Origin of the sequence: Hyphomicrobium facile (genome assembly GCF_900116175.1) — a bacterium.
In the GTDB taxonomy this organism is placed as follows: Bacteria; Pseudomonadota; Alphaproteobacteria; order Rhizobiales; family Hyphomicrobiaceae; genus Hyphomicrobium_B; species Hyphomicrobium_B facile.
Window position 1 is genome coordinate 666,545 of record NZ_FPCH01000002.1, and the last position, 22,518, is coordinate 689,062.

19 protein-coding genes are annotated in these 22,518 nt (G+C 61.0%); all 19 read right to left on the bottom strand.

What is annotated here, in order from left to right:
- Positions 1-75: 75 nt before the first annotated feature.
- The 19 genes from bamA to BM399_RS10090 all read right to left on the bottom strand — a co-directional run bounded on the left by bamA (position 76) and on the right by BM399_RS10090 (position 22,516).
- The gene (bamA, locus tag BM399_RS10000) at positions 76-2,463 is read right to left on the bottom strand and encodes an outer membrane protein assembly factor BamA (RefSeq protein WP_092867575.1); all 2,388 of its coding nucleotides are present in this window, start codon (positions 2,461-2,463) and stop codon (positions 76-78) included.
- A gap of 284 nt (positions 2,464-2,747) precedes the next feature.
- Positions 2,748-3,890, bottom strand: a complete 1,143-nt coding sequence (gene rseP / locus BM399_RS10005) for an RIP metalloprotease RseP (protein WP_092867576.1) — start codon at positions 3,888-3,890, stop codon at positions 2,748-2,750.
- Positions 3,891-3,951: 61 nt separating this feature from the next.
- Positions 3,952-5,196, bottom strand: a complete 1,245-nt coding sequence (locus tag BM399_RS10010) for a 1-deoxy-D-xylulose-5-phosphate reductoisomerase (RefSeq protein WP_092868156.1) — start codon at positions 5,194-5,196, stop codon at positions 3,952-3,954.
- A 4-nt stretch (positions 5,197-5,200) separates the two neighbouring features.
- Positions 5,201-6,073: a phosphatidate cytidylyltransferase gene (locus BM399_RS10015; RefSeq protein ID WP_092867577.1), complete on the bottom strand. Its 873-nt coding sequence runs from the start codon at positions 6,071-6,073 to the stop codon at positions 5,201-5,203.
- An 11-nt stretch (positions 6,074-6,084) separates the two neighbouring features.
- A complete protein-coding gene (locus tag BM399_RS10020) occupies positions 6,085-6,843 on the bottom strand; it encodes an isoprenyl transferase (protein WP_092867578.1) in 759 nt (252 codons plus the stop codon).
- A 72-nt stretch (positions 6,844-6,915) separates the two neighbouring features.
- Positions 6,916-7,479 carry a ribosome recycling factor gene (frr, locus tag BM399_RS10025; protein ID WP_092867579.1) on the bottom strand — a complete coding sequence of 188 codons (564 nt, stop codon included), beginning with the start codon at positions 7,477-7,479 and terminating at the stop codon, positions 6,916-6,918.
- Positions 7,480-7,561: 82 nt separating this feature from the next.
- Complete coding sequence (gene pyrH, locus BM399_RS10030) at positions 7,562-8,293, bottom strand: UMP kinase (RefSeq protein WP_092868157.1); 732 nt, start codon at positions 8,291-8,293, stop codon at positions 7,562-7,564.
- Between the two features lie 147 nt (positions 8,294-8,440).
- Positions 8,441-9,364 (bottom strand): translation elongation factor Ts, encoded by a 924-nt coding sequence (gene tsf / locus BM399_RS10035; RefSeq protein WP_092867580.1) that lies wholly within the window; start codon positions 9,362-9,364, stop codon positions 8,441-8,443.
- Positions 9,365-9,471: 107 nt separating this feature from the next.
- Positions 9,472-10,461, bottom strand: coding sequence for a 30S ribosomal protein S2 (locus tag BM399_RS10040; protein ID WP_092868158.1), 990 nt, complete (start codon positions 10,459-10,461; stop codon positions 9,472-9,474).
- Positions 10,462-10,841: 380 nt separating this feature from the next.
- Complete coding sequence (locus BM399_RS10045; protein ID WP_092867581.1) at positions 10,842-11,186, bottom strand: hypothetical protein; 345 nt, start codon at positions 11,184-11,186, stop codon at positions 10,842-10,844.
- 104 nt (positions 11,187-11,290) lie between these two features.
- Entirely contained in the window at positions 11,291-11,554 is a 264-nt protein-coding gene (locus tag BM399_RS10050; RefSeq protein WP_092867582.1) for a hypothetical protein, read from the bottom strand.
- 134 nt (positions 11,555-11,688) lie between these two features.
- Entirely contained in the window at positions 11,689-15,234 is a 3,546-nt protein-coding gene (gene dnaE / locus BM399_RS10055) for a DNA polymerase III subunit alpha (RefSeq protein WP_092867583.1), read from the bottom strand.
- Positions 15,235-15,336: 102 nt separating this feature from the next.
- On the bottom strand, positions 15,337-16,047 hold the full coding sequence (locus tag BM399_RS10060; RefSeq protein WP_092867584.1) for an ABC transporter ATP-binding protein: 711 nt from the start codon (positions 16,045-16,047) through the stop codon (positions 15,337-15,339).
- Between the two features lie 5 nt (positions 16,048-16,052).
- Positions 16,053-17,369, bottom strand: coding sequence for a lipoprotein-releasing ABC transporter permease subunit (locus tag BM399_RS10065; RefSeq protein WP_092867585.1), 1,317 nt, complete (start codon positions 17,367-17,369; stop codon positions 16,053-16,055).
- A gap of 88 nt (positions 17,370-17,457) precedes the next feature.
- Entirely contained in the window at positions 17,458-18,993 is a 1,536-nt protein-coding gene (proS, locus tag BM399_RS10070) for a proline--tRNA ligase (RefSeq protein WP_092868159.1), read from the bottom strand.
- Between the two features lie 341 nt (positions 18,994-19,334).
- Positions 19,335-19,559, bottom strand: a complete 225-nt coding sequence (locus BM399_RS10075; RefSeq protein WP_092867586.1) for a DUF1467 family protein — start codon at positions 19,557-19,559, stop codon at positions 19,335-19,337.
- 39 nt (positions 19,560-19,598) lie between these two features.
- On the bottom strand, positions 19,599-20,003 hold the full coding sequence (gene mce / locus BM399_RS10080; RefSeq protein WP_092867587.1) for a methylmalonyl-CoA epimerase: 405 nt from the start codon (positions 20,001-20,003) through the stop codon (positions 19,599-19,601).
- A gap of 45 nt (positions 20,004-20,048) precedes the next feature.
- Complete coding sequence (locus BM399_RS10085; protein ID WP_092867588.1) at positions 20,049-21,761, bottom strand: ribonuclease J; 1,713 nt, start codon at positions 21,759-21,761, stop codon at positions 20,049-20,051.
- On the bottom strand, positions 21,758-22,516 hold the full coding sequence (locus BM399_RS10090) for a biotin--[acetyl-CoA-carboxylase] ligase (protein ID WP_092867589.1): 759 nt from the start codon (positions 22,514-22,516) through the stop codon (positions 21,758-21,760). Before BM399_RS10090 ends, BM399_RS10085 begins: the two co-directional genes overlap by 4 nt.
- Between the last annotated feature and the right edge of the window lie 2 nt (positions 22,517-22,518).

Sequence of the window (22,518 nt, forward strand, 5' to 3'; positions counted from 1 at the left end):
TAACTCAATGAAAAAGAGCGGCGCTTTTGACGCCGCTCTTCAAAACTCAAGTCGCTCGGCCGTTAGGCTCAGACGTTAGAACTTCGTCTGGGCGCCGAAGCGGAAGAACTGCGTCTCGTCGTAAGCCTGCTTCGTCAGGACCTTCGCGAAGTCCATGCGCAACGGGCCGACAGGCGAGTTCCACATCAAGCTGCCGCCAACCGACGAACGGACGGAGTCGCTGTCTCCAAGGATGTTGGGATCAGTGCCGAGGGCCTTCTTGGCACCGCCTGTCGCATCCCACAGCGAACCTGCGTCAGCGAAGACCGCGGCGCTGATGCCGAGATCGTCAGGAACGTAGGGGATCGGGAAGCGGACTTCGGCAGTCGCACCCCAGTACTTCTGGCCGCCAAGCGCGTCTTTGTTTTGTGAACTCAAGTCGCGCGGACCGTAGCCCGACCGGTCGAAGCCGCGGATCGTCTCGCCGCCTTTGAAGTAAGCGTCGAGCAGTCGAACATCCTCGCCACCCCAACCCTGAACCACGCCGCCTATCGCGCGGCCGACGAAGGTGATCTTTTCGGTGATCGGGTAGTAGAAGCGACCTTCCGCATTGACGCGCCAGTACTGAGCGTCGCCACCGAGGCCAGCGAAGTCGTTGGCGACCTCGATATAATAGCCGCGCGTCGGGTTCGCTCCATTGTTGCGCTTGTCGTAGCTGATCGTGGTGCCGACCAGCGACGTCCAGTAACCACTGTCGCGGCAGTTAGGAGGGCTATTAGGTGTGAGATCGGCGGCACCGCAAGCTTCCTTGATCGCAAGTGAGGCATTGTTCTGCACGTCGAAGATTTCGTCACGCGAGATCGAGTACGCCGTCTGCATCCAGAGGTTTTCGGCGATCGGGAAGCCGAGACGAACCTGACCGCCCATCTTCTTCTGCTGGAAGCCGGACTGCTGGGTGTAGTCGAGCTGTTTATAGAAGAGGTCGAAGCCTGCCGACAGGTTGCGGTCGAGGAAGCGCGGCTCGGTGAACGAGAAGTCCGCCTGCATACGCTCGAAGGAGCCTGCGAGTTTCAGTCGAACGAACTGGCCGTTGCCGAACAGGTTGCGCTCGGTGATCGACACGTCGCCGATCACGCCTTCACTCGTGGAGTAACCGGCGCCGAACGAGAGTTCGCCTGTCGACTGCTCTTCGACAACCACATCGAGAACGACGCGATCGGGTGCCGATCCGGGACGCCGCTTGACGTCGACGTTCTTGAACAAGCCGAGCGACTGCAATCGCTTCTTCGCGCGGTCGACCATGAGGCTGTTGAAGGCGTCGCCTTCAGCCAAACGGAATTCGCGACGGATGACGAAGTCTTTGGTGCGCGAGTTGCCGATGACGTTGATGCGCTCGATGTAAACTCGCGGACCTTCGTCGACAACGTAGGTGATCGCGATCGTGCGGCTCGCGGCATCCGGGATCGGGCGAGGACGAACACGCGCAAAGGCATAGCCCTTGTCCGCGATGTTGAGCGTCAACCTCTCGGACGTCTTGTCGATCTGCGAGGCGTCGTAGACGGCGCCGGCTTGCGTCAGCAGGTCACCCGTAAGCGAGCTGCCGTCGATGTCGGGCAAAGAGCTTTCGACGTTGATCGCGCCGAAGGTATATGGCTGGCCTTCGTCGATCGCGAACGTGATCAGGAAGCCCGAACCATCTGGATCGATCTCAGCATTAGCGGCCGTGACGGTCGCGTCGGGATAGCCGTTCTTGAGATAGTACTGACGGACGAGCTCGCGATCGAGATTCATGCGGTCAGGATCGTAGACCGAAGTGCCCTTCAGGAAGTCGAACCAGCCGACCTGCGTCGTCGAGATGATGTCGCGCAGCTGGCTATCGGAGAACGCGTGGTTGCCCACGAAGTTGATGCCCTTGACCTTGGTCGCGTTGCCTTCGTCGATTTCGAAGACGAGGTTCACGCGGTCTTGCTCGAGCTGAATGATTTTCGGCTCGACGCTGGCAGCGAAGCGGCCCTGCCTGCGGTAGACGTCCAGAATACGCTGCACGTCGCCCTGCGCCTTGGCGCGGGTGAAGACGGAGCGCGGCTTCAGCTGGACTTCACCAGTCAAGGTCGCGGTGTCGACCTCGCTGTTGCCTTCGAAGGCAACCTGATTGATGACCGGATTTTCTTTGACCGTGATAACGACGGTCGAGCCCTTGTAGTCCATCGAGACGTCGGCGAAGAGGCCGGTCCCGAACAGGGCTTTGATCGACGCGTCGATCTTCGAGGCGTTGTATGCGTCGCCTGCACTGAATTGCAGGTACGAGCGCACCGTTTCAGGCTCGACGCGCCGATTCCCGACGACCTCGATGTTCTTGATCACGCTTTGGGCGGACGCAGCACCTGAAATCCAGGCGGCGTCACCCATGGCGACCACCGGCGAGAGGACTAGAAGCGCCAAAACAAGGCGCAGTCCCGCCAAGATGATCTTAAATTTCTGCATACGCGGAATAGCCCCCGTGTGCCGCCGACCCCCAATTTCACATGCGCGCTGTCGGCGGCAGCGTCACACTCATGCGTAGTGTTGTTTTTCGAGTTTTTCTTGTTCTTGTCGTTCGTTTCTTATGGTCGTTAAGGCTCTTAGGTCCCACCGCAGCCCATCAAAGACTTCAACTCGGCCCCCCGATTCGAAGACTTAACATGCTGCGCACCATACCGCTTTTAACGATTCAGAAAGCCTCCGGAAAGTGGTAAGTTTACGTCACTCTACAGGGAATCTGCAGGCGTTCAACCGGTGCCGACCAAACGTCGCCAAACGTTCAAAATGTCGTTGAAATTGACGAAAACCATCAACATCATCAGCAGCGCCAAACCGACCTGGAAACCCATCTGCTGAAGGCGCTCGCTGGCGGGCTTTCTGCGGATCGCTTCGAAGGCGTAGAACATAAGGTGACCACCGTCGAGAACGGGAACCGGCAGCAGGTTCAGAAAACCAATGTTTGCCGAGATGAAGGCGATCCATCGCAGCATCGGCTCAATGCCAAGCTCGGCGACCTTGGCAGTCACCTCGGCCATCATGATCGGACCGCCCATTTGCTCGGCCGACTGGCGCCGCGTGACGATGTCCCGCAGCCCGGCGAGCGTCTGCGTTAAATTGCCATAGGTTTCGGAAACGCCGAGCGCTACCGCTTCCGGCAGGCTGACCTGGACCGTCTTGACCTTGTCCGGGGAAATCGCGCGCTGAATGCCGATAAGGCCACGCCTAAACGTCCGGCCCATCGCATCTTTTTGCTCGTCCACGTTTGGCGTCGCATTGAGCGTAATCGTGTCGCTGCCGCGTTGCACCGTAAACTTCAGCTCTTCGCCGGCGCTGGAGCCCACGATGCGCTGGAGGTCGTCGAACTTGTCGATTTTGGTGCCGTCGATCGCGAGGATCGTGTCGCCCGACTTGAAGCCTGCCCGCTCGGCCGGAGAATTGGCGACGACGGCATCAACGAGCGGAGGCAAAATGCGGATGCCGACCGTGGCGTTGATTGCCGAATAGAGCACAATGGCCAAGAGGAAGTTGGCGATCGGTCCGGCCGCGACGACAGCGGCACGTGCACCGACGGATTTCGAGTGAAAAGCCCCTGCCCGCTCGGCCGGTTTCAGTTGCTTCTCGCCGCCGAAAGACGACGCGTTTTCGTCGTCGATGAACTTGACGTAGCCGCCGAGGGGAATCCACGCGAAGCGCCAGCGCGTTCCGTGCTTGTCGAAAAACCCAAAGATTTCAGGCCCGAAACCGATCGAGAAGGTTTTGACAGTGACGCCGCACCAGCGCGCCACCAGAAAATGCCCAAGCTCGTGGATGAAAACGACGAGCGTCAGCACCAGGAGGAACATGATCCCGTATTGCCAAATCCCACCGGCGAGCGACGACAAAAATTCCATTTGAAAATCCCTTGAGTGCTGGTTCGAACAGCGGAAAACCCGACCCTAAGCGCGAGCCGTCCTAATAGCCACTGAGTTTGTCTTCCGAGAGATAGCGAGCGAGCTCATCCACGGCCAGTATATCGTCCAGTGTTTCTGCTGGGCAAATGGCACCCTGACGCTCTGCCGCATCGAGCGTGTCTTCGACCAGGGCGGCGATGTCCAAAAACTTGATCCGGCGGTCGAGGAAAGCCTTAACGGCGATCTCGTTTGCGGCATTCAGTACCGCGGGGGCCGTGTCGCCTCGCCGCATCGCTGCGCGGGCGACGCGAAGGGCCGGAAAACGGGTTTCATCGGGTGGCTCGAACGTCAACGTCGCGAGACGGGCGAGATCAAGCTTTTCGGTCGGCGCGATCATGCGGTCGGGCCATGCGAGTGCGACGGCGATGGGGGTGCGCATGTCTGGCGCGGCCAACTGGGCCAGCACCGATCCGTCGACGTAGCTCACAAGGCAATGAACGATCGATTGGGGGTGTACGATGCAATCGAGCGCATCGACCGAGACGGGGAAGAGGTGAAATGCCTCGATCAGCTCAAGGCCCTTGTTCATCAGGCTGGCGCTGTCGATGGTGATTTTCGCGCCCATCGACCAGTTGGGATGCTTCAAAGCCTGCTCGGGCGTTGCCGTCGCTATCTGTTCGTGGGTCCAGTTGCGAAAAGGGCCGCCCGACGCCGTCAGAACGATCTTCTCGATCGAATCCGGGTCGGCTCCCGCCAATGCCTGGAAGGCTGCAGAATGTTCGCTGTCGACGGGCAAAAGCTCAGCGCCGGAGCGCGCGACCGCGGAGGTGAAGACGTGGCCGGCGGAGACGAGACATTCCTTGTTAGCGAGTGCGACGCGGGAGCCCTGGGACGCGGCTGCAAATGTCGGCCGCAGCCCGGCCGCGCCGACGATTGCCGCCATTACGCAATCGGCTGGCTCCAGAGCCGCTTCCACGAGCGCCGAGGCGCCGCCCGCTGTCCGAATGCCGGTTCCCGCGAGTGCCTCCCTGAGCTCGCCCAAGCGGCTTTCGTCGCCGATGACAGCGAGCTTGGCTTTGTGAAGGCGCGCGAGGTCCGCCAGTTCCTGGGCGTTCGATTGCGCGGTCAGAGCGACGATCTCGAAGCGCTCCGGCGTGCGGCCGACGAGATCGAGCGTGCTCTTCCCGACGGACCCTGTGGCGCCGAGAACGGTTAGCCGCATAACCCCTGACGCGGCGGCCGAACCAAGTCGAGCCGCTGACGCTTTCTCAGGCAACCGGTAGGGAACGCTCGTTGTCACTGCCATTCGCTTATGACCCGTAAAGAAGAGCGCGCGCCGGCGCATAGGCATCAATCGCAAGGCCGATCAGGGCCGCCAGGACGCTCGCGGTCACGATGCCGTCCATGCGATCCATGAACCCGCCGTGGCCAGGTATCAAGCCGCCGGAGTCCTTCAATCCGAAGTGCCGCTTCAAGGCCGATTCCGCCAAATCACCGCACTGGGCCACCAATCCTGTGGCAAGACCGAGGCCCGCGAGCCAAAGCGGCGTGCCGGAACCGGTGAAAAACGAAAAAAGCAGGCCAGCAAAGCCAGCGGCGGTGATGCCGCCCAGAAGGCCCGACCAGGTCTTGTTCGGAGAAATCTCCGGCCAGAGCTTCGGTCCGCCGATCGTCCGCCCCGAGACGTAGGCTGCGATATCCGTCACCGCGACGGCGATCAAAACGAATAGCGTTGCGAGAAATCCCAAAGGTTCGTCCGATCTCAGCCAGACGAGCGCAACGACCGGCAGCGCTGTGTACATCACGCCGGCGCCAGAGAGCCGCGCCCGGCCGGATCCTATCGCCAGGGCCGCGACGACGGCGGCGCCTACGACTGCCGTCAGGACGCTCAGGCCGGCCATATCGTTGGTCACAAGGACAGCCGCGATGAAAACCGCGATGATGTGGACGACGAGGGCGCGGTCCGGCATTTCGCCTCGAACGATGCGGCCCCACTCCCAGCTCATCGCCGCCGCGATCAGAAACGTCAGCACAGCGAAGGCGGCGGGACTCCAGTAGAGCATGGCGAACGCGACGACGCCGATGGCGACGCCCGACGCGATGCGCAGCCTCAACTCGTACGGGATGAAATCGAGCGCGCCTCCGAGAAACGGCCGTTGATTGTCGGGATTATCGGCCGGCATTTTCCAAACCCTCAAGCTGTCGAGCGTTTGGACAAGCCGCCGAAGCGACGTTCGCGCGAGCGAAATTCTGCGAGGGCGACTTCGAACGCCGCCTTGTCGAAATCCGGCCAATAGCAGTCCAAAAACACAAATTCTGAATACGCCGTCTGCCACAGCAGGAAGTTGGAGAGGCGCATTTCGCCCGACGTCCGGATCAACAGGTCGGGATCGGGAATGCCGGACGTATCGAGCGCATTGGCGATCCGCTCGACGGTGATGTCGGAGGGATCGAGTTTGCCCGCCGCTACTTGCTCGGCGAGCTTTCGCGCCGCTCCCGCGATCTCGGTGCGCGAGCCGTAATTGAAGGCGATGACGAGTGTCAGAACATCGTTGCCGCGGGTCAGCTCGACGGCTTCATCGATCAACGTCGTCAGTTCGCTGTCGACGTGCTGGCGCTGGCCGATGACGCGAATGCAGACGCCCGCCTCATGCAGTTCGGCAAGATCGCGGCGGATGAAGCGCTTCATCAGCCCCATGAGATCGTCGACCTCTTCGACCGGCCGGTTCCAGTTCTCGGAAGAGAAGCTGAAGATCGTCAGGTAAGTGATTTTGAGTTCGATCGCTGCACGGACGGCGCGGCGAACGGCCTCGACGCCTTGGCGATGGCCCAACGCTCTCGGCAGCCCGCGCTCCCGCGCCCACCGCCCGTTTCCGTCCATGATGATCGCGACGTGACGCGGAGGGGCCAGTATGCCGGACCCATCGTCGGTAGGCTTCGCTGCTGGCGCCACTGTCGAATGGCCTCTGGGATCAAAATCTCAAAATCATTTACACGACTTACTGCGCCCAAAAGGGGCGGCAGATCAAACCTTCTGAATTTCGGCTTCTTTTGTGACGAGCGTAGCGTCGATCTCCTTGATGAGGCGATCTGTCAGCTCCTGGACCTTTTCGGAATTACCCCGATGGTCGTCCTGGCTCATTTTGCCGTCTTTCTCAAGTTTCTTCAGAAGGTCCATTGCCTCGCGCCGGACGTTGCGGATCGAGACCTTGCCCTGCTCGGCATACTTGTGCGCAAGCTTGACCAATTCCTGGCGGCGGTCGGCCGTCAGCGCCGGGATCGGAAGGCGGAGAATCTGGCCGTCAACAATCGGATTGAGACCGAGATTGGCTTCACGGATGCCCTTATCGACAGCCATGACGTTGCTGCGATCCCAGACCTGAACGCTAATCATTCGCGGCTCGGGCACCGAGACTGTCGCGACCTGATTGAGCGGCATCCGCGAGCCGTAGACCATCACCTGGACAGGGTCGAGCAGGTTGGCGCTGGCGCGCCCAGTCCGAAGCCCTGAAAACTCGCGCTTCAACGCGTCGATCGAGGCGCGCATGCGCGTTTCGATTTCTTTAATGTCGTGAACTGCCGATGCCATTTTCCTATTCCTCCCAGCGCGCGAAACCTCAAACCACAGCTGCCGTCAACCAGGCGGCGCGAGGATGGGTTTTCAGCGGCGTTCAACCGGTTCCCTCGATAAGGGTCTGGCGAGCTTCTCCGCGCAGAGCTTTCAAGAGGTTTCCCGGTTCGTCGATTGAAACCACAATTAGCGGAAGTCCATTATCCCGGGCAAGGGCAATGGCCGCACCATCCATCACTTTGAGATCCTTGGCCAAAACCTCCGAATAAGTCAGCTGGTCGTAGCGGACTGCGTCCTTGTGCTTCTTCGGGTCGGCCGAATATACGCCGTCGACCTGAGTGGCCTTCAGAACCGCGTTACAGTTCATCTCGATGCCGCGCAGAACGGCCGCCGTATCGGTCGTGAAAAAGGGGTTTCCGGTGCCTGCCGCAAATATGACGACGTTGCCTCGGCCGAGGTATGACAGGGCCTTCGGGCGAACATAGCTTTCGCAGACCGTCGGCATCGGAATTGCCGAGAGGACGCGCGCCTGGACGCCCCGATGATCCAGCGAATTCTGGAGGGCCAGCGCGTTCATCACGGTGGCGAGCATGCCCATGTAATCGGCCGTCGCGCGGTCCATCCCCTTGGCCGCACCACTGAGGCCGCGGAAGATGTTGCCACCGCCCACGACGATCGCGATCTCGGCGCCTTCAGCGACGGCCGCCGCGATATCGTTCGACAAGCGGTCGGCGACGCCCATGTCGATGCCATAGGGCTGCGCGCCCATCAGAGCTTCGCCGGAAAGCTTCACCAGCAGCCGCTTGTATTTGAGACCCTGCGCTCCACGCATCGGCGTCACTCCCATAGGCACTTTCCTTGGCACGACAATCTGAGATGGCACAAAAAACGGCCGGTCGCGAGGACCGGCCGGCTGATACCTAACGCTCTAGAGCGATTCCAGCTAGCGTCTAACCGGGCCATTCGGCCCGGCAAGAGCTTAGCCGCCGCTTGCGAGCTTGCGGACTTCCTCGCCGAAGTCCTCTTCCTTCTTGTCGATGCCTTCACCGAGCGCGAAGCGGACGAAGCCTGCGACCTTGATCGGAGCACCGGCCTTGCCCTCGGCTTCCTTGACGGCCTGTGCGACCGTCTTGGTGGTGTCGTGGATGTACTGCTGCTCGAGCAGGCAGTTTTCCTTAGCGAACGCCTTGATACCGCCGGAGATGATCTTCTCGAGAACGTCCGGCTTCTTGCCCTGGTTCTTGTCGGCGAGAATGGCTTTCTCGCGCTCGATCACGTCGGCCGGCACCTCGGAAATGTCGAGTGCGACGGGGCTTGCGGCCGCGACGTGCATCGCGATCATGCGCGCCAATTCGAACAGCGTCGGCTCATCGCCGGCACTTTCGAGAGCGACGAGAACGCCGATCTTGCCGAGGCCATCGGCCACGCGGTTATGGACATAGTCGGCGACGACGCCTTCCTTGACGGCAACCGCTGCCGTCCGGCGAACGGTCATGTTCTCGCCGATCGTCGCGACGGCTTCCTGGATCGTCGTTTCGACGCTGTTCTTGGTGCCGGGATAAGTTGCAGCCAAAAGCGCCTTGAGATCGCCCTTGGCGGCCGGAGCCAGCGCGGCGATCTCGCGGACGAGCGTCTGGAACTGCTCGTTACGCGCAACGAAGTCCGTCTCCGAGTTCACTTCGACAACGGCGCCCTCGCGGCCCTTCGCGACGATGCCGATGAGGCCATCGGCGGCGACGCGGCCGGACTTCTTCGCGGCCTTCGAGAGGCCCTTCTTACGCAGCCAATCGACGGCGGCTTCGATATCGCCGTTCGTCTCGGTCAGCGCCGTTTTGCAATCCATCATGCCGGCGCCGGTCATATCGCGCAGCTTCTTCACATCTGCAGCGGTGATCGTCGTCATTCTCTCACCTATGAGGTTCGAGGCGCCACGATGGGCGCCTCATATCAGTTCATTCACAGTCACGCTTCAGCAGCACGACAGTTCGATGTCGGACACCAACGCCGGAATTAGACGGTGGCTGCCTCAACGAGCTTCTTGGCCTGAGCGACCCAGTCTTCCTTGGCGATCTGCCCCCTCAGCTTCAGCTGACGGTCGAGCGACTCGACGTAGTCGGGCGTGAGGTCGGCGATCTGCCAGAAGTGGTAGACGCCGGCGTCGTTGAGGCGCTGCTCGATCTTCGGGTTGATGCCCGTGATCCGCTTGAGGTCATCAGCTTCGCCGCGCGGCGCTTCGATGCCCTTGAAGACGACCTTCGGCAGCTCTTCTGCCGGCGGCGTCTCGGATGCACCGATGTCGACGCCAGATGCGCCTTGCGAACGCTCGAGACCGTCAAGAGCTGCGCGAGCCATCAGATCGCAATAAAGGGTGATTGCGCGGCCGGCGTCGTCGTTGCCCGGAACCGGATAGTCAACGCCGTCCGGATCGCAGTTGGTGTCGACGATCGCGACGATCGGGATACCAAGCTTGCGCGCCTCCTGGATGGCGATCGCTTCCTTGTTGGTGTCGATGACAACGAGGAGATCGGGCGTGCCGCCCATGTCCTTGATGCCGCCGAGCGACTGGTTGAGCTTGTCGCGTTCGCGCGTGAGGTTCAGGATTTCTTTCTTCGTGCGGCCCTGCGGGTCGGCCAGGATCTCATCGAGCTGGCGGAGACGGCGGATCGACTGCGAAACGGTCTTCCAGTTGGTCAGCGTACCGCCGAGCCAACGGTGGTTGATGAAGTACTGGGCGCTGCGCTTTGCAGCGTCGGCGATGCCATCGGAAGCCTGGCGCTTCGTCGCGACGAAAAGAACGCGACCGCCGCCGGCGACCGTGTCGGAGACCTTGAGCAGCGCCTGATGCAACAGCGGCACCGTCTGCGTCAGATCGAGAATGTGGATTTTGTTGCGCGACCCATAGATGAACGGTGCCATCTTGGGGTTCCAGCGGTGTGCCTGGTGGCCGAAGTGAACGCCAGCTTCCAATAGCTGACGCATGTTGAAGGCAGGAAGTGCCATCGTATCGTTCCCTTTTCCGGTTAGACCTCCGCGAGACTTAAGAAGAGATTTGCCAGCCATTTCAGAGGCTTGAGCTAATCTCCACCGGAGCGCGATGCGGGGCTTTTCATCCGCATTGCGCGAGCGTCTCGCGTGTGAGATGGCGGCTATATACGGGGGATTGTCCGAATGCGCAACCCACGAGGATCATTTGGGCGGCCCTTGCATCCGGCGCGGGAGGACCGAGCCACCCTCCCCTCCTGTAAGCGGCCGAAAAGCAGAACGCACTGCAACCGGCCGACGTGGGGCGGATGGCAGTGCGTCCATGATTTGTCAGGGCATTTTATCAGCCGGCGCAGATCGCTCGCTGCGCTACCGGCTGCGTCTTCAGGTTTTGGCTGTTACTTGCACTTGCCGTCGAGCAACGCGACAGCCTCGTCCATCGCGCTTGCTTCAGGAGAACCGTCGGCCGCGTCCTGGCCTGCATCCCAGGCGTTCTCGAAATCGTCGCCAAGCGTTTTGAAGTAGCCGTCGATTTCGTCGCCAGCGGCTTCAGCCTTCTTCTCATCGTCGCCGATCTCGTCCATCTTTTTCGACATCGAGCAATAGGCTTTGAGCTTCGCGGGGTCGGATGCTGTCGCTTCGAGGTTCTTCTTGATATCGGGCGCGGCCATTTTCTGGTCGGCGGCATAAGCAGCGGGGGCAAGCAGCAAAGCAGCGACCAGGGCGGCGTAGAATTTCGACATGTTTTGCCTCTTATTTGGCTAGCTCAAAGGAGCGGAGCTATGGACGCAAACTGGGTCAGAAGAAGGCAGCGCTCGCGCGCTACCTTCGGTCGAGTTGCGGGCGCTTAGCGCCAAGCGCAGTGACGGTGACCATGACGGTAGCGGCAGACCCACTTCTTGTGGTGCCTGTGGTGGTGCGCATTGTAATGCCGCTTGTGATACCGCTTGTAGTACCGCTTTTTTCTGTAATCGACCTGTTCGATGACAGATTTTTCAGCGTGCGCGCCGATGCCTTTCAGGCCGGCACCGGCAACGCCGGCGTTAGCGCCGCCAGCAAGGCCGAGGGTGATAGCTGCGAGGGTCGCTGCAGCAATCAAGCTCTTTTTCATTGATAGGCTCCTATCGAAACTAGACGCGTCTCTCACGTCTGGTCCCTTAACGCCTATCCGAGGACAAAGCCGTCGCTAATTCGATTAAAATCTTCATTGGCCGGAGCAAGACAGCCAATCCGCAACCGCTGGTTTTAAATTTCAATGATTTCCGACACGATTGGCAGCGCTTCAATGCGAAGTGATTCGCGGGGAGAAACGTCATATCTGCCGGGCAAGACAAATTCCATTTCGCGATTGCGATCATCCAGCGCAAGCACAATGCGAATTTCGCCACCGCGCGCATTCGGCTTCAAATATTTTCCGACATCTGAAACCGGCGCAGCTTTTGCGACAACCGACCGGCGATCAAGCACAAGCTTCAGATTGCGCGGAACGGCGGCCGCGGCCTTGTCGAGTTCTTCGATCGATTGCACACGCAGTTTCATCGTGTCGCCATCACGCTCGGCTTCGACCGAAACAATGACGGGCGTTCCTGGCTCGAGAAGATGGCGGCTCGCTGCCAGCGTGTCCGAGAAAATGATGGCTTCGAATTGTCCGGTCGCGTCGGAGAATGTGGCGAACGCAAACTTGTTGCCTTTCTGGGAGCGCCGCTCGCGCGCCGCAATCACGATACCGGCAAGGCGCCCAGCGCTTGCTCCGCGCATCACCAGCGCCTCGAACTCGCTCACCCGCTTCACGCCGAGCTTCCCCAGCACCCGGTCGTACTGATCGAGGGGATGGCCGGAAAGATAGAAGCCGATGGCTTCGAATTCAGCCGACAGCTTCTCCATGCTGGTCCAGGCGGGCGTCGCCCGGAGCACCAGGTCGGCGGGCTTGCCGCCCGAGCCAAAAAGATCCGTGATGCCCTGCGCCGCGTCGGCGGTTCGGCGCTGAGCGGACGCAAGGATGGTGTCGGCGTTGGCTGCAACGAGGGCGCGATTGGAATTCAGAGAATCGAAAGCTCCGGCTTTGGCCATTGTTTCGACGGCGCGCTTATTCAAAGCCTTGGCATCGACACGGCTCGCGAAGTCGCCGAGGCCGCTATAGAGTCCACCGGCGGTTCGCTCGCTGACGATGGTTTCGACCGCGCCCGAGCCGATGTTCTTCAAAGCCGCGAGCGAATAGCGGATAGCGCCGAATTTGGAATCGCCCGACGGCGGCTCGACACCGAAATCGACACCCGATTGATTGACGCACGGGGGCAGCATCTTAATGCCGGACTTTCGCGCTTCGGACGCAAACATCGCGAGCTTGTCGGTATTGCCCATATCGAGCGTCATCGAGGCAGCAAAGAATTCCTCGCGGAAGTTCGCCTTCAAATAGGCGGTGTGATAGCTGACGAGCGCGTAAGCGGCGGCGTGCGATTTGTTGAAGCCGTAGCCCGCGAATTTATCGACCAGTTCGAAGATGTAGATCGCGTCTTCTTTCTTGACGCCGTTGGCGAGCGCGCCCTCGACGAAGCGCGCTTGCTGCTTCGCCATCTCGGCCTTGTCTTTCTTACCCATGGCGCGGCGGAGCAAGTCGGCTTGTCCGAGCGTGTAGCCGCCCATCACCTGAGCGATCTGAATGACCTGCTCCTGATAGATGATGACGCCGTACGTCTCCTTCAGGATGCCTTCGAGCATCGGATGGAGGCAGTCGACAGGCTCTTCGCCGTGCTTGCGGTTGATGTAGGTCGGGATGTTGTCCATCGGGCCCGGGCGATAGAGCGCCACCATGGCGATGATGTCCTCGAAACGGTCGGGCTTCAGCCGCTTCAAGCTTTCACGCATGCCCGTACTTTCGAGCTGGAACACGCCGGCCGTATCGGCCTTGGCCAGCATCTCGTAAGCCGGTTTATCGTCGAGCGGCAGTGCCGCCAGATCGATATCGATGCCGCGGCCGCGCTTGATCAGTTCGAGCGCCTTGGCGAGAACCGTCAGCGTCTTGAGGCCGAGGAAGTCGAACTTCACGAGGCCCGCCGCCTCGACCATTTTCCAGTTGTACTGGGTGATCGGGAAGTGGGACTTCGGATCGCGATAGAGCGGAACGAGCTCTTCGAGCGGTCTGTCGCCGATCACCATGCCGGCGGCGTGGGTCGAGGCGTGGCGATACAGGCCTTCGAGCTTCTCGGCGATTTCGAGCAGCCGGGCGACGATCGGTTCGCTGTCGCGCTCTTCCTGAAGCTTCGGCTCACCGTCGATCGCCTCGCGCAGCGTCACCGGATTAGCGGGGTTGTTCGGTACGAGCTTGCAGAGCCGGTCGACCTGACCGTAAGGCATTTGCAGCACGCGACCGACGTCGCGGAGCACGGCGCGGGCCTGCAGCTTTCCGTGCGTGATAATCTGCGCGACGCGATCGTCACCGTACTTCTTCTGCACGTAGTCGATGACGCGATCGCGTTTTTCCTGGCAGAAGTCGATGTCGAAGTCCGGCATCGAGACGCGCTCGGGATTGAGAAAGCGTTCGAAGAGCAAGCCGAAGCGAAGCGGATCGAGATCGGTGATGGTCAGCGCATAAGCGACGAGCGAGCCCGCGCCCGAACCGCGGCCCGGTCCGACCGGCACGCCGTTGGCTTTCGACCATTTGATGAAGTCGGCAACGATCAGAAAGTAGCCGGGGAACTTCATCTGCGTGATGACGTCCACCTCGTAGGCGAGGCGCTTCTCATAATCCTCGACCGTGAAGCCCTGCGCAGGACCGTGTGCCTCAAGGCGTACTTTGAGGCCCTCGATCGCCTGCCGCTTCAGCTCCGCAGCTTCGAGGCGAAAGTTCTCGATTTCGCTCAGACTATCGTCGGCGGCAACGAAGCGCGGCAGGATCGGCTTGCGGCCCTCGGGCCGGTAAGCGCAGCGGATGGCGATTTCGACGGTGTTCGCCAAAGCCTCGGGGAGATCGGCGAACAGTGCCGCCATCTCGTCTTCGCTTTTCAGATAGTGCTCGGGGCTCGCACGGCGGCGATTATCCTCGACCACGTAGCGCCCGTCCGCGATGCAAAGAAGCGCGTCGTGCGCTTCATAGTCGCCGCGCACCGCGAAATAGCATTCGTTCGTTGCAACGATCGGCAGGTTGCGCGCATAGGCGAGTTCGATGAGCTGCGGTTCGACTTCGGCTTCTTCCGGAAGGCCGTGGCGTTGCAGTTCAACGTAGAGCCGGTCGCCGAAAATCTTCTCGAGCGTCTTCAGTCGTTCGACGGCCTGCTCGTGCTGGCCGTCACGAAGGGCTGCATCAATCGGACCTTGCGGGCCGCCGGTGAGCGCGATGAGCCCCGCGGACAGTTCCTCCAGGCGCGCGATTTTGACGTGCAAAGGCTCATCCGCCGACGGTTCGAAATTCAAAGATTTCGAAAGGCGCATGAGGTTGGCGAAGCCTTCGGCGTTCATGGCGAGCAGCGCAATCTTACCGGCCGGCTTCACGCGCGGTTCGTTGCTCATCGCCTTGAGCACAACCGTACCGTTGTCTCGATTGTCGCCAAAATCGATATCGAGCGTCGTGCCCGAAATCGGCTGAACGCCCGCGCCCCACAGCTTCTCGGAAAATTCGAGAGCGCCGAACAGATTGTTCGTATCGGTCAATCCGAGCGCGGGAAGATTCATCGCTGTCGCGAGCTTGGCGAGCTTCGTTATCGGAAGCGCGCCTTCGAGCAGCGAGTAAGCCGAATGCACCTTGAGGTGAATGAACTTCGGGTTTCGCGCGGGTGGCCGAATCGGGTGTTCCATGTGCCTACGTTATGTACACGACGGCATGCCGCAAGTTAAACGCGCCGACGCCGCACAGCTCGGAACGAGCCGTGTTCTGCAGACCCGCAAATCCGTGGATTTTCAGCGCGTTTGTGCCAGCGAGATCTCGACAAGGCGGCCCTCATGAACCTGCAGAACGCGGTCCATGCGGCTTGCGAGCTCAAGATTGTGGGTCGCGATCAACGCTGCAACCCCTTGGCGGCGGATAACATCGATCAGCTGACGGAATACATGCTCGGACGTGTGCGGATCGAGGTTTCCGGTCGGCTCATCGGCGAGCAGAAGCCGCGGGCTGTTCGCCAGTCCACGGCAAATCGCGGTGCGCTGCTGCTCGCCGCCAGATAGTTCCGCGGGACGGTGCTCGGCTCGTCCGGCGAGACCAACACTTGCGAGAAGCTCGCGCGCGTGTTTGTCCGCCGCCTTACGGCTCGTGCCGAGGATCAGCTGCGGAATGACGACGTTTTCGAGGGCGCTGAATTCCGGTAACAGCTGATGAAACTGATAGACGAAGCCGATCTCTTTGCGACGGAGTTTCGTGCGCTCGGCTTCGGTGAGTGTCGCGCAGTCATGGCCGTTGATGATCACGCGGCCGCTCGTCGGAGATTCGAGCAATCCCGTTATGTGCAGAAGCGTAGACTTGCCCGCGCCGGAGGGTCCGACGAGCGCCACGGCCTGACCCGGCCATAGAACGGCGTCGACGCCCGTTAAAACCGTGATCTCTTTTTCGCCTTGGCGAAAGGATCGCGTGACGTTCTCGAGCTGCAGAATCGGAGCAATGGGTGTGGTGTCCATGGGTCTCACTCGTACCGCAAAGCTTCAACGGGATCGAGCTTCGAGGCTTTCCACGACGGGTAGAGCGTTGCGATGACCGACAGCACAAGCGCCATCAAGACGATGCCTCCCGTTTCGTGGACGTCGATCTCAGCGGGCAACTTCGTCAGATAATAGACGCTCGGATCGAAGACCGTCGTACCGGAGGCCCACGATACGAAGTTCTTGATGTTCTCGATGTTCCAGCAGAAGACGACGCCGAGCACCAATCCGGCGAGCGTGCCGACGATGCCGATGGATGCGCCGGTGATCAGGAATATCCGCATCACGGCGCCCTTGGTCGCGCCCATCGTCCGCAGGATGGCGATGTCGCGGCCCTTGTCCTTCACCAGCATCATCAGGCCGGAAATGATGTTCAACGCCGCGACGAGCACGATCAGCGAGAGGATGATGAACATGACGTTTCGTTCGACCGCGAGCACGTTGAAGAACGTCTCGTTGCGCTGACGCCAATCGTTGATGGTGATCGACGGCCCCGTTGCCTCCTGGATCAGCCTATTGTAACGATCGACATCTTCAGGATTATCGACGACGACTTCGACGACGTCGACTTCGCCGTTCTTCGAGAAATATTTCTGCGCTTCGGCAAGCGGCATGAAGATCATCATGCGGTCGTATTCGGACATGCCCAATTCGAAGATCGAGGTGACTTGATACGCTTTAGATCTCGGCGCCGTTCCGAACGGGGTCGCTGCACCGCGCGGCGAGACGAGCGTCACCGTATCGCCGAGACCGACGCGCAACTGGTTCGCAAGGCGCACGCCCATCGCGATGCCGGTCTGGTTGTCGAAGCCGTCGAGCGTGCCGGCGCGAACGTTGCTCGCAACGAGCTTCAACGATTTCAAATCGTTCTCTCGAACGCCACGCACGAGACCACCGAGCGCCTGCGAGGTCGAGGAGACCATCACCTGGCCCTCGATGACGGGCATCGCCGTCACGACGCCGGGCACGCGTGCAATCGTGTTGGAGATATCCGTGTAGTCGGTGAATGGGTCGCCGAGCTTCTGGACGATGACGTGGCCGTTGAGGCCCATGATCTTGCCGAACAGATCGTGCCGGAAGCCGTTCATCACCGCCATGACGATGATCAACGTCGCGACGCCGAGCATGATGCCGAGAAACGAGAACCCGGCAATGACGGAGATGAAGCCTTCCTTCCGCCTTGCGCGCAGATAGCGGCCGGCGATCATCCATTCGAAGGCGGAGAATGGCTTCGTCCCGCTGGACGCTGCCCGTTCGCCTGAAAATCCAGCCGACGCCTCGCTGTGCCCTGAAACAGTCATCGTGGCCTCACCGCCGTTACCCCAATCGCGCGCCGCATCGCAGCTCCCTGTGTCGCAGTTAAGGCCGATCGACCGAATTCCAGCCGTTTTAGTATGCGCGTGCGATCAACACGTATTCCTTCGCCGCTTCACCCGTGAAGAGACACGCCCCTGCGACCGCCTCCTGCGCCAGGGGCGCGTTGCGGATGGTGAGCTTCAACGCCTTCAGCCGATCGGCGATGGCGTCGAGTGTTGCACCTTCCGGACGCGACCATGGCACGCGCACCCAGCCCTTGAAAGCTCCGGCTTCGTCATCGCCTTCGGCGGCCGGCCCGAAGTACTCTTCGAGTTCCTTGAACGACTTAATGTTCGTGATGATGTTGCTGTCGAGGCGAGCCTTCGCCTCGCTATAGAGCGTCGACTGAATCTCTTTCAGAAGTGCCAGCGCCTCAGCCACGAAGTCGGCGCGCGGCTTTGTATCGGAGATGACTTTGTCGCCGTCGCGCAAGCGGTCGCGGCGCATGAACGTGACGTTGCCGCCGGTGGCATCGCGACCGCCGATCTCGACAATGACCGGCGCGCCACGGCGCACCCAGTTCCAGCGCTTCTCGGCGGACTTCGTCAGTTTCAAATCGACGAGCGTGCGGATGCCAACCGCCTTCAGTTCTTTTTCGAGCGACTTGCAGTATTCGATCAGCTCAGCATCTTCCGGCTTCTCGCGGAGCATCGGCACAATGACGATCTGACGCGGAGCAATCATGGGCGGCAAGCGCAGGCCGTCGTCGTCGCCGTGGGTCATGATCACGCCGCCGATCAGCCGCGTCGAGACACCCCAGCTCGTCGTGTGGCAATGCGTGAGCGCGCCTTGCGCGTTCTGGAATTGGATGTTCTGCGCTTCGGCGAAGTGCGTGCCGAGATAATGCGACGTTCCGGCTTGCAGGGCTTTACCGTCCTGCATCATCGCTTCGATCGAATAGGTGTTGTCGGCTCCGGGGAAGCGCTCGTTCGGCGGCTTCTCGCCCGCCACGACCGGCATCGCCAGCACGTCTTCCGCGAACGTGCGATAGACTTCGAGCATCTTCAGCGTCTCGGCAACTGCATCGTCGCGGTCGGCGTGGGCCGTATGGCCTTCCTGCCAAAGAAATTCGGTCGTGCGCAGGAACAGACGCGTGCGCATTTCCCAGCGCACGACGTTGGCCCACTGATTCACGAGCAGCGGCAGGTCGCGATAGCTCTTGATCCAGCGCTGGAACGCGTCGCCGATGATCGTCTCCGACGTCGGGCGGACGATCAGCGGTTCTTCGAGCTTGGCGTCGGGATCGACCACCAGCTTGCCGTCTTCGTTCTTCAGGCGATGATGGGTGACGACCGCCATCTCCTTAGCGAATCCCTCGACGTGCTCAGCCTCCTTGGCGATGAAGCTCATCGGGATGAACAGCGGGAAATAGCAGTTGTCGTGGCCCGTATCCTTGATGCGGGCATCGAGCTCGGCCTGGATGCGTTCCCAAACGCCCCAGCCCCACGGCTTGATGATCATGCAGCCGCGAACGGGGCTCGTCTCGGCCATGTCGCCGTCGCGAACGATTGCCTGGTACCAGTCCGGGAAGTTCTGCTCGCGGGTGACGGAAAGGGCGCGCTTGCTCATCGTGCCACCCCCGGCGCGCATGCGCGCGTGTGGGATGGATTGCACGGGAAGGCCTGTGAAATTCGCATTGCGAGCTCGCTCGTTAAATTCGCGCGGGCGAGCCGCGCCTCAAGTCTCTCGGCAGTCAGGAATTTAGCCCAAGCCGAATAGCCTTTTCATGCAAGCGTTGCAACGGAGCAAAGCCGGCGAGCAAAGGGATCATCCTCATCGACACTTGCGGCATCGGGCCCACGAGATCGATAGGGCGCAATAGCGGGTCGGCGCTAGCGTGGCAATCGGCGGTCACGTTGAAGTTGTGGGCATCGATCCCTGCGTGTGGGGATCCGAGACTGCGGATGATCTCAGATATTCGCGATCACCGCATAGACGCCTGCAAACGTGACGGCCGCGACCACCGTATTGACCCACAGAAGCTTGAAGACGTTGATCTTGTGAGGCGCGCTTTCAGGAGTACCGGGAATGACGTCGCCCGCCTCCTCCTGAGTTTTCGCGAAGAAGGGCAGCACTGCGAACAGCGTGATGAACCAAAGGCAAAAGAATGTTGCCACCGCTACCGACGTACGCATTACACCGCCCCTTGTTTTCTAGGTTTCGCCAGGGCCTCTTCAGACCTGCTCCAACTCCACGAGGGTGCCGCAGAAGTCCTTCGGATGAAGAAACAGCACGGGCTTGCCGTGCGCACCGATCTTCGGAGTGCCATCGCCGAGCACGCGAGCCCCCTGAGACTTCAACTGGTCGCGCGCCGCGATAATATCATCTACCTCGTAGCATACATGGTGAATCCCACCGTCGGGAGATTTTTCGAGGAATTTCGCGATCGGCGAACCTTCGCCGAGCGGTTCGAGCAGCTCGATCTTGGTGTTTGGAAGCTCGATGAAGACGACGGTAACGCCGTGCTCGGGCTGAGCCAGAGCGGGACCGACGTTTGCGCCGAGAGCATTTTTATAAACCGCCGAGGCCTTGGCGAGATCTTTGACGGCTATGGCGACGTGGTTAAGGCGTCCAATCATGCTTCGGTCTCCAGCACGGCAAGGGCGAGCGAATTGTTGAGGCGATCAGTTTCTGCCATCCACCACGGAGACAAGCACTTTGACAACCGGCTTCTTGCCCCAGGCCTCGTTGATGGCGGAGCGCACTGCGCGGAGCACTGCGTCCTGAACCATGCCGTGGTCGCCGCGCCGCTTCGGCGGAATTGAGCGGAGCGTTCCGTCGATGGCGTCGAGCACGATTTCGCGCATCGATTCGCCGTCGCGGTCGGCTGCCGGGATGCCCTCGAGGACCACGCCCGGTTCACCAATGATTTCGCCGCGCCGCGACAGCGCCATCGCTACCACCGCTATGCCGACGAACGACAGTTTACGGCGGCTCTTCACTGGTCCTTCGGCGTCCGGAACGATGAGGTTGCCGTCGCGATAGAGGCGGCCGACCGGCGCTTGATCGATGACGGCTGCAGGCCCCGGCCACAGCTTCAAGACGTCTCCGTCGACAATCGTGAACGTTTCACCGACACCGCAAGCTCGGGCGAGTTTCGCGTGCTCCCTCAGATGCCGCGCCTCGCCGTGCATCGGAATGGCGATCTTCGGGCGGATCCAGCCGTACATATCCTTGAGCTCATCGCGACGCGGATGGCCGGTGACGTGCACGAGCGCTTCGCTGTCGGTGATGATGTCGACGCCGAGGCGAGCCAGTCCGTTCTGGATGCGCGAAACGGCTTTTTCGTTTCCGGGAATGGTGCGCGAGGAAAAGATGACGATATCGCCCTTGTCGAGCGAGATGTCCGGATGTTCGTTTTCCGCGATGCGCGCCATCGCAGCGCGCGTCTCGCCCTGACTGCCGGTGCACAGAACGAGGACTTTATCGCGCGGCAGATCGGAAAACCGCTGCTGGTCGAGATACGTGAAACCCTTCGGGAGGTAGCCCGTTTCGATTGCTACCTCGATGATGCGATGAAGCGCCCGGCCGGCGACGACGAGCGTGCGGCCCGCGGCATGGGCAGCCGACGCGATCGAGGCAACGCGCGCCACGTTCGACGCGAAGAGCGTGACGGCGACACAGCGCGGCGCGTCGGCAATGAGCTTACGCAGCGTCTTGGCGACATCGGTTTCCGAGGCGGATCGGCCTTCCCGCATCGCGTTCGTCGAATCGCCGACCATCGCGAGCACGCCTTCGTCGCCGAGCGCCTCGAGCCTTCCGGCATCGTGCGGACGGCCGACGACCGGCGTCGGATCGAGTTTCCAGTCGCCGGTATGGAAGACGAGACCTGCGGGCGTTCGGATCGCGAGACCATTCGGCTCGGGGATCGAATGCGTGACGCTGACGAACTCGACTTCGAAGGGGCCGGCATTGAAGCGGCCGCTGAGCGGCACTTCCTTGATCGGCAGCGAGAGCGAGCCGCCATATTCACCGACCTTCATCTTCAACATTCCCGCCGTGAACGGCGTCGCGAAGATCGGGCATTCGAGTGACGGCCAGAGATCGATGATGGCGCCGACGTGATCCTCGTGCGCGTGGGTCAAGACGAGGCCGACGAGGTTTTTGCGTTCGGCAGTGATGAAGCGGAGGTCGGGCAGCACGACGTCGGCACCCGGCTCGCTTTCATGCGGAAAGGTTACGCCGAGATCGACCATCAGCCAGGAGCGCGCCCGCGGCGGCCCGAAGCCGTAGAGATAGACATTCATGCCGATCTCGCCGAGACCGCCGAGCGCCATGAATACGAGTTCGTCTGGTCTGGAACTTCCCGATCGCGAAGAGGGTGCGCGTTCGCTCATGGAGTTCCATCGCGCGCAATCTGGCCGACGAGCAAGACGTCGCCGTAGCTGATTTCTTTAATGGTGCCACCAACGTCGGCACGCAGCGCGCCGGTTTCGGAAAGGCCTTGATAGGTTGCAGATAGCTGGCCGGCGGCGGTGTTTATCGCGATGCGTTCACCCATGGCGCCTGCTCGCTCCATCCACGCCTCGCGGATCGCGGCGAAGCCCTCCCCCGCCTGCCAGCGGTCGAGCCAGAACGCGACCTTTTCGGCAAGCATCTCGAGGAAGACGAGCGGCTCGGGAGATTTGCCGTGTTGGCTGAGCGCCGTGACGGCACGACCGAGGCTGTCAGGTGCGCTGATCAAATTCAATCCAAAGCCTAATATTGCTAAAAAACCAGGGCCAGCACGAACGGAAGTGCTCTCGACCAGAATCCCCCCGGCTTTGGCGCTTCCGATCAAAATATCGTTCGGCCATTTGAGGCGAAGTTCGGTTCCCGGCGCAAGATCCATTGTGGCGCGAACGGCGTCTATCACCGCAATTCCAGCGAGTAGTGACAATTGGCCCGCCTTTTCCAGCGGGGCATCGGAGCGGAACGCGACGCTGGCATGAAGGTTACCGGGCTCTGATACCCAGGCCCGGCCGGAGCGTCCCCGGCCGCCGGTCTGAGTATCGGCGATCACCCAGAGGGGAAGCTCCTCGCCGCTCAGGCCGAGACGCATGGCGTCGGCGTTCGTCGACGCGGTCTCAGCGAGATGGACGATGCGCGGCATGA

What these genes read in the sequence shown, in the direction of transcription:
- mce (WP_092867587.1), bottom strand. Translation starts at nt 20,003, where the DNA reads ATGATTGGACGCCTTAACCACGTCGCCATAGCCGTCAAAGATCTCGCC.
- BM399_RS10050 (WP_092867582.1), bottom strand. Translation starts at nt 11,554, where the DNA reads ATGAAAAAGAGCTTGATTGCTGCAGCGACCCTCGCAGCTATCACCCTC.
- BM399_RS10075 (WP_092867586.1), bottom strand. Translation starts at nt 19,559, where the DNA reads ATGCGTACGTCGGTAGCGGTGGCAACATTCTTTTGCCTTTGGTTCATC.
- tsf (WP_092867580.1), bottom strand. Translation starts at nt 9,364, where the DNA reads ATGACGACGATCACCGCTGCAGATGTGAAGAAGCTGCGCGATATGACC.
- proS (WP_092868159.1), bottom strand. Translation starts at nt 18,993, where the DNA reads ATGAGCAAGCGCGCCCTTTCCGTCACCCGCGAGCAGAACTTCCCGGAC.
- BM399_RS10090 (WP_092867589.1), bottom strand. Translation starts at nt 22,516, where the DNA reads ATGCCGCGCATCGTCCATCTCGCTGAGACCGCGTCGACGAACGCCGAC.
- BM399_RS10060 (WP_092867584.1), bottom strand. Translation starts at nt 16,047, where the DNA reads ATGGACACCACACCCATTGCTCCGATTCTGCAGCTCGAGAACGTCACG.
- BM399_RS10010 (WP_092868156.1), bottom strand. Translation starts at nt 5,196, where the DNA reads ATGGCAGTGACAACGAGCGTTCCCTACCGGTTGCCTGAGAAAGCGTCA.
- BM399_RS10085 (WP_092867588.1), bottom strand. Translation starts at nt 21,761, where the DNA reads ATGAGCGAACGCGCACCCTCTTCGCGATCGGGAAGTTCCAGACCAGAC.
- BM399_RS10040 (WP_092868158.1), bottom strand. Translation starts at nt 10,461, where the DNA reads ATGGCACTTCCTGCCTTCAACATGCGTCAGCTATTGGAAGCTGGCGTT.
- BM399_RS10045 (WP_092867581.1), bottom strand. Translation starts at nt 11,186, where the DNA reads ATGTCGAAATTCTACGCCGCCCTGGTCGCTGCTTTGCTGCTTGCCCCC.
- dnaE (WP_092867583.1), bottom strand. Translation starts at nt 15,234, where the DNA reads ATGGAACACCCGATTCGGCCACCCGCGCGAAACCCGAAGTTCATTCAC.
- frr (WP_092867579.1), bottom strand. Translation starts at nt 7,479, where the DNA reads ATGGCATCGGCAGTTCACGACATTAAAGAAATCGAAACGCGCATGCGC.
- BM399_RS10065 (WP_092867585.1), bottom strand. Translation starts at nt 17,369, where the DNA reads ATGACTGTTTCAGGGCACAGCGAGGCGTCGGCTGGATTTTCAGGCGAA.
- bamA (WP_092867575.1), bottom strand. Translation starts at nt 2,463, where the DNA reads ATGCAGAAATTTAAGATCATCTTGGCGGGACTGCGCCTTGTTTTGGCG.
- rseP (WP_092867576.1), bottom strand. Translation starts at nt 3,890, where the DNA reads ATGGAATTTTTGTCGTCGCTCGCCGGTGGGATTTGGCAATACGGGATC.
- BM399_RS10015 (WP_092867577.1), bottom strand. Translation starts at nt 6,073, where the DNA reads ATGCCGGCCGATAATCCCGACAATCAACGGCCGTTTCTCGGAGGCGCG.
- pyrH (WP_092868157.1), bottom strand. Translation starts at nt 8,293, where the DNA reads ATGCGTGGAGCGCAGGGTCTCAAATACAAGCGGCTGCTGGTGAAGCTT.